Genomic DNA, 6128 nt, shown 5'->3' with positions numbered 1-6128 from the left:
AGCATCTTCGTATAACCGGAGCGTTTGCGTTCTCAGAGGAGCGTTTGCGAGCCGGCCGGTACCGGGAGGAGCGCAATCCCGTCGTACGTCCCCGCCACCGCCCGACCGGCCGCGAGCAACGGAGTCTTGCTGCGCAGGGTTCGCGCCATCACAAAGGCGCCCTCCAGCGAGCAGATGATCGCGATGACCACTTCTTCGGCGAGGTCTTCGGCCAGACCACGACTGTGAAAGTACATCCGCCCCAACGTGATCCAGTCACCGAACACCGACGCGGCGGCCAGTCGCAGCGGTTCGTCAGAGTTGGCGACCTCCCCCGCCACCGTGGACACCGGACACATGTTCGCGTATCCAGCGCTCTCCATGTCGTCGGCGGCCTGGGCGAACGCGGCGCGGATGCCCGCACCCAGTTCGAGCTGCTCGGCCATCACCATCGGAATGACGGCGGCGTAGGCGACTCCGGAATTGACCAGGGCTTCCCGCGCGATCTGACCCTTCCCCTCCGGAAAATGGTGATAAATCGATCCGATCGGGGCGCCCGAGGCGGCAACAATCTGCTTCATGCTCAACGCCGCGTATCCGTGCACGCGCATGAGTTCGATCGCCGCCGTCAGTATCGTCTCGCGGGTACCCCTTGCCATCTGAACCTCCTGCATCACATACTAGAACAGTCGCTCTAGAACAGTCGCTCTAGAACCAGCGCTCCAGGAGATCCAGATGGAAACAGTCGATCTGACCGCCGGCACCATCGAGTACCGCGAGGCCGGTGATCCCGACGGCCCTCCGGTGGTGTTCACCCACGGCCTGCTCATGAACGATCACCAGTGGGACCTCGTACTGCCATTGCTGCCCAGCAACTTCCGATACCTGTTGCCGGTACTACCCCTCGGCGGCCATCGCATCCCGATGAACCCGGACGCAGACCTGACGATGCCCGGCATGGTCGGTGTGCTGTCGGAGTTCCTGCAAGCGCTGGATCTGCAGGACACCACCATCGTCCTCAGCGACTGGGGCGGGCCGCTGTTCCTGCCCGAGCTGCGCACCGGCGAGCGCGTGAGTCGGCTGGTGATCTGCCCCGCCGAGGCGTTCGACAACTTCCCTCCCGGATTCCCGGGAAAGATGGCGGTGATGGCGGCAACCGTACCGGGCGGAATCACGTTCGCGCTGAAGCAATTCCGCAACCGAATACTCCGGCGGACGCCGATGGTGCTCGGGCTGATGGCAAAGAAGCCGATCCCCGACGACATCATCACCGCGTGGACCGACCCGGGCCTCGCGTCGGCCGCGGTTCGTCGCGATGTGGTCGCCTATGGAAAGGGGACTACCTACAACAAGGCGACGCTGATCGCCGCCACCGAGAAGCTACGCGAATTCACCGGACCGACACTGGTGCTGTGGGCACCCGAAACGAACGTGATGCGCCGCGACCACGGTCGGCGGCTGGCGGACCTCGCACCGAAAGGCAAGCTCGTCGAAGTCCTCGACGCCTACGTGCTGATCATGCTCGACCAGCCGGAGCGAACCGCCGAACTCATCACCGACTTCCTGCAGTCCACCTGACATCCCCTGCCCTGCCCGCCCCCGCCAAAAATTCGCTCCGCCTCCCTGCGTTCGATCCGGTTGCAACAGGAGCGAACGCAGGGAAGCGGAGCGAATTCGGGGGGCCGGTGTGGGGTGGCGTCAGGCCAGCGCCGCCTCCGGGATGTGGGTGGCGCGGACGTAGACCTCGTCGCCGTCGTTCAGACCCAGCGCTGCCGCGTCACCGCGGGTGATCTGCGCGTGGAAATCCTCATTGGTCGCCAGATTCACGAACTCCACCCGGACCTCGAAGCCCAGGTACACAACGCGCTTGACCCGGGCCTTGAGGACGCCCGTCTCCGCGGCTGCGGCTTCAGCGGTATCCAGTGCCAGGTCGGGTGTGCGCCCGACCCGGATGTCGTGCGGCCGCACCAGAACACCGTTGAGCTTGGCCACCGAACCGAGGAACGACATCACGAAGGGGTTCTCAGGCCGGTCGTACAGGTCGGCCGGTGAACCGATCTGCTCGATGCGGCCCTTGTTGAGCACCGCGATCCGGTCGGCGACGTCGAGGGCTTCTTGCTGGTCGTGGGTCACCAGAACGGTGGTCACGTGCACTTCGTCGTGCAGGCGGCGGAGCCAGGCCCGCAGGTCTTCGCGGACCTTCGCGTCGAGAGCACCGAACGGCTCGTCGAGCAGCAACACCTTCGGGTCGACGGCAAGTGCCCTCGCCAATGCCATGCGCTGACGCTGACCACCCGAGAGTTGTGCCGGGTAACGGGTTTGGAAGCCCGCAAGACCGACGACCTCGAGCAGCTCGTCGACCTTCTTCTTGATCTCAGGCTTCGGGCGCTTACGGATCTTCAATCCGAAGGCGACGTTGTCGCGCACCGTCATGTGCTTGAAGGCGGCGTAATGCTGGAACACGAACCCGATGTCCCGGTTCTGCGGCGACACCCGCGTGACGTCGTCGCCGTTGATGATCACCGTGCCCGAGTCGAGCTGGTCGAGGCCGGCGATCGCCCGCAGGAGTGTCGACTTGCCCGACCCGGAGGGTCCGAGCAGTGCGGTCAACGAACCGACCGGGATGTCGATCGACACGTTGTCGAGCGCGGCGAAGTCTCCGTAACGCTTGTTCGCGTCGATTACCGAGATGGTCATACCAGTTCACTCTCCTGGGTCTTCGGGCTTGTGTCAGCAGCCGGGGCCGGGGCCGCGGCGGCTTCTTTGCTCACGCGGCGGGTCACTTTGTTGGTGTCGGTTCGCTGCCCGACGAGGGTCATCAGCAGCAGCACGACAATCGCGATCATCATCAGCAGTGTCGCGGCCGCGTACGCGCCGTACTCGTTGTAGTCGTCGGTGTAGCGCGACGACACCAGCAGTGTCAGCGTCTGCGAGACACCGGGCAGATTGGACGACACCATGATCACGGCGCCGTATTCACCGAGCGCTCGGGCGATGGTCAGAACGACGCCGTAGGACAGGCCCCACCGGATCGCCGGCAGGGTGATCCGCCAGAACGTCTGCCAACCGGTGGCACCGAGTGTTGCCGCGGCCTCTTCCTGTTCTGTTCCGATCTCACGGAGCACCGGCTCGACCTCACGGACGACAAACGGCAACGTCACGAACAGTGTTGCCAGGACCATGCCCGGCAGGCCGAAGATCACCCGGAAGCCGAGACTCTCCAGTCCCCCGAACCAGCCTCCGTAGCCCCACAGCAGGATCAGTGCCACACCGACGACGATCGGCGAGACCGCGAAGGGAAGGTCGACGATCGCCTCCATCACACCGCGTCCACGGAAACGCCCGCGCACCAGCGCAAGTGCGGTGAACACACCGAAGATCACGTTGAGCGGCACCACAATTGCGACGATCAGCAAGCTCAGTTGCAGGGCAGAGATCGCGGCCGGGGTGGTGATCCAGTCCCAGAACTGACCGATGCCGTGTTCGAAGGACCGCCAGAAGATGAGGCCGACCGGGATCACCAACAAGACGAACAAGTAGAGCAGCGCGATGATGCGCAGCGAGATACGAGGGAAGGCAGACAGTTTCACGAGTTCAGCTCCTCACGGTGTGAGGTCCGACGACCTGCCACACGTAGTACCAGCAGCACCACAAAGGCGATCAGCAGCAACATCACGGAGACGGTTGCGGCATCGACGGGCGCGTCGATCTCGATCTGCTGCTGGATGTACTGCGACGCAACCTGTGTGTCACCCGGGATGTTGCCGCCGATCAGCACCACGGATCCGAACTCACCGATGGCGCGGGTGAAAGCGAGGCCGGCGCCGGACAGGACTGCCGGTGCCAGGGCCGGGAAGATGATCTTCCACCAGATGACCCAGTTGTTGGCGCCCAGCGATGCGGCGGCCTCTTCCACCTCTTTGTCGATCTCGATGAGGACCGGCTGCACCTGGCGCACCACGAACGGGAGGGTCACGAAGGCCAGGGCCACCACCAACGCGGGCTTGGTGGCGTTGATCTGGATGTCGATCGGACTGTTCGGGCCGTAAAGCGACAGCAGCACGAGGCTGGCGACGATCGTCGGCAGAGCGAACGGAAGGTCGATCAGGGCGTTGACGAACCGCTTGCCGAAGAAGTCGTCACGGACCAGGACCCAGGCGATGATCGTGCCCATCACCACGTTGATCAGCGCCACGACCAGGGAGACGAGCACCGTGATCTTCAAGGTGTCGATGGCACCCTCGGCGGTGACGGCATCCCAGAAGCCGCTCCAGCCGTCGTCGAACGCGGCGCTGGTGATCGCGGCGAGCGGCAGGAGCACGATGACCGTGAGCCACAGCATCGCGACTCCGACACTGAGCGGCCCCACGCTGCCCCAGGTACGTCGGGTGCGCCTGGACTTGGCGGCCGGCGGCGCCTTCACTACTTCAGTGGTGGTCATACGTTGCCTCCGGCGTTATAGATCTTGGTGATGGCACCAGAGGTACCGAACAGCGCCTTGTCGACTGCGGACCAGCCCTTGAGGTCTTTGCCGTCGTTCTTGGCGGCGGTCCCTTCTCCGAGCACCGCACCCAATTCCTTGATCGTCCACAGTTTTGTGATCTCGCCGGGGAACAGGGACTTGGTCTCCTCGATCACCGCCGGATCCACGGGACGGAATCCGCTCTCCGCCCAGATCCGCTGCGCTTCGGGGGTGAACTGGTACTTGACGAAGGCGTTGGCTGCGTCCTTCTCCTCGCTGGTGTTCACCACCGCGATCGGGTTCTCGATCTTGAAGGTCTGCGACGGGATGACATAGTCGACCCGCTGGTCGGGTTTGGCGGTCGCGTTCTGGTTCTTGAGGAAGATCGCTTCGTTCTCGTAGCTGATCAGGACATCACCCTGACCCTGCTCGAATGCGGTGGTCGCCTCACGTCCGGACTTCGGCTGGATCCGGGTGTGGTCGCGGACGAGTTCGGCGACGTAGTCGAGCCCGGCCTGTTTGTCGACGCCGCCGTTGCTCTTCGCCGCGAACGGTGCCAGGAGGTTCCACTTGGCCGAACCCGAGCTACCCGGGTTCGGGGTCACCACCTGGACGCCCGGCTTGAGCAGGTCGTCCCAGGTCTGAATGTTCTTCGGGTTGCCCTCACGGACAACCAACGCGACCACCGAACCGAACGGCACACTTCCGTTGGGGTTCTGCTCAGCCCAATCCTTGTCGACCACACCGGCTTTCACCAGACGCGTGATGTCGGGGGCGACCGAGAAGTTCACCACGTCGGCCGGCACCCGGCGGGCGACCTTGCGGGACTGGTCGCCGGAGGCGCCGTAGGACGCCGAGAATCCGACGCCCTCACCTTCCGGTGTTTCCCGGAAAGCCGGGATGATCTCGTCGAAGCCGACCTTCGGCACCGCGTAGGCGTACAGATTCACGTGACGCGAACCGCTGGAGATGTCCTGACCCCCGGGTTCGTCGGTCGAGCCGGCACCGCAGCCCGACAACACCACCGCCGATACGGCCAGAACGGAAATCGAACCGACGACGGAACGAACCGCCGCGCTCCGCTTTCGTCCCCGTGGCCGCGCATGGCGCGAGAATCGGAAAGGCATGGTTGTGTCCCCTTGTTTACTGTCAGTGGGTCGATGGAAGGGCGAGTCGGTGGGCTATGGCCCGAACAAGACGGCGTTCAACGACAGAGAGCGTCAAAAACACAGCGATAGTCGACCGCAAAGAGCGCCAAAGTATGGCGCACGCGGTAACCGACGGCTGCAGACATAGGCGGAACACTAGCACCAGAATTTGGCGTGTGAACCTGACGACCAAGGGGACTGGTCGGGACAGATCAGCGCAATAACAACCAGGCGACGACAACCAAAACAACCAGACCGATCAGTGCAACGGTCACCTTCGAGCGCGGCATTACCGCTCCCCTCCATCGACGTCAGCGGAATCGCGACGGTCAAACAGCCGAAACGATGCATCTACCAGGACATTCATCAACACAGCGATGCCGATTGCAAGCGGGATGACAACAGCCGCGCACACCAGCAGCTGAGGCACAAACGACAACGACGTCACCCACTCTTCGACGCCATCCCACCATCGGGTCAATGAATCCACCGGGCCAGCCTATCCCCTCGCTTTTTGTTCACTGTGATTAAAAGTCCGG

General features: G+C 63.7%; 7 protein-coding genes. 1 reads left to right on the top strand and 6 read right to left on the bottom strand.

Going from position 1 to position 6128, the window contains the following annotated elements:
• Positions 1 to 32 precede the first annotated feature (32 nt).
• The gene (locus VIQ49_RS26875) at positions 33 to 638 is read right to left on the bottom strand and encodes a helix-turn-helix domain-containing protein (RefSeq protein WP_331889869.1); all 606 of its coding nucleotides are present in this window, start codon (positions 636 to 638) and stop codon (positions 33 to 35) included.
• 76 nt (positions 639 to 714) lie between these two features.
• Here VIQ49_RS26875 and VIQ49_RS26870 point away from each other — a divergent pair, with 76 nt between their 5' ends.
• A complete protein-coding gene (locus VIQ49_RS26870; RefSeq protein ID WP_331889867.1) occupies positions 715 to 1557 on the top strand; it encodes an alpha/beta hydrolase in 843 nt (280 codons plus the stop codon).
• 120 nt (positions 1558 to 1677) lie between these two features.
• Here VIQ49_RS26870 and VIQ49_RS26865 read toward each other — a convergent pair whose 3' ends face one another.
• The 5 genes from VIQ49_RS26865 to VIQ49_RS26845 form a co-directional block, all read right to left on the bottom strand.
• On the bottom strand, positions 1678 to 2676 hold the full coding sequence (locus tag VIQ49_RS26865) for a sulfate ABC transporter ATP-binding protein (RefSeq protein WP_331889865.1): 999 nt from the start codon (positions 2674 to 2676) through the stop codon (positions 1678 to 1680).
• A complete protein-coding gene (gene cysW / locus VIQ49_RS26860) occupies positions 2673 to 3569 on the bottom strand; it encodes a sulfate ABC transporter permease subunit CysW (RefSeq protein ID WP_331889863.1) in 897 nt (298 codons plus the stop codon). The genes VIQ49_RS26865 and cysW overlap by 4 nt, the downstream gene beginning before the upstream one ends.
• On the bottom strand, positions 3566 to 4420 hold the full coding sequence (gene cysT / locus VIQ49_RS26855; RefSeq protein WP_331889861.1) for a sulfate ABC transporter permease subunit CysT: 855 nt from the start codon (positions 4418 to 4420) through the stop codon (positions 3566 to 3568). The genes cysW and cysT overlap by 4 nt, the downstream gene beginning before the upstream one ends.
• Positions 4417 to 5568 (bottom strand): sulfate ABC transporter substrate-binding protein, encoded by a 1152-nt coding sequence (locus tag VIQ49_RS26850; RefSeq protein WP_331889859.1) that lies wholly within the window; start codon positions 5566 to 5568, stop codon positions 4417 to 4419. Before VIQ49_RS26850 ends, cysT begins: the two co-directional genes overlap by 4 nt.
• Before the next feature lie 310 nt (positions 5569 to 5878).
• A complete protein-coding gene (locus VIQ49_RS26845) occupies positions 5879 to 6079 on the bottom strand; it encodes a hypothetical protein (RefSeq protein ID WP_331889857.1) in 201 nt (66 codons plus the stop codon).
• Between the last annotated feature and the right edge of the window lie 49 nt (positions 6080 to 6128).

The organism is Williamsia sp. (genome assembly GCF_036566845.1).
Lineage (GTDB): Bacteria > Actinomycetota > Actinomycetes > Mycobacteriales > Mycobacteriaceae > Williamsia.
The sequence above is the reverse complement of the archived record's forward strand: the minus strand, read 5'-3'. Positions and strand labels throughout refer to the sequence as shown.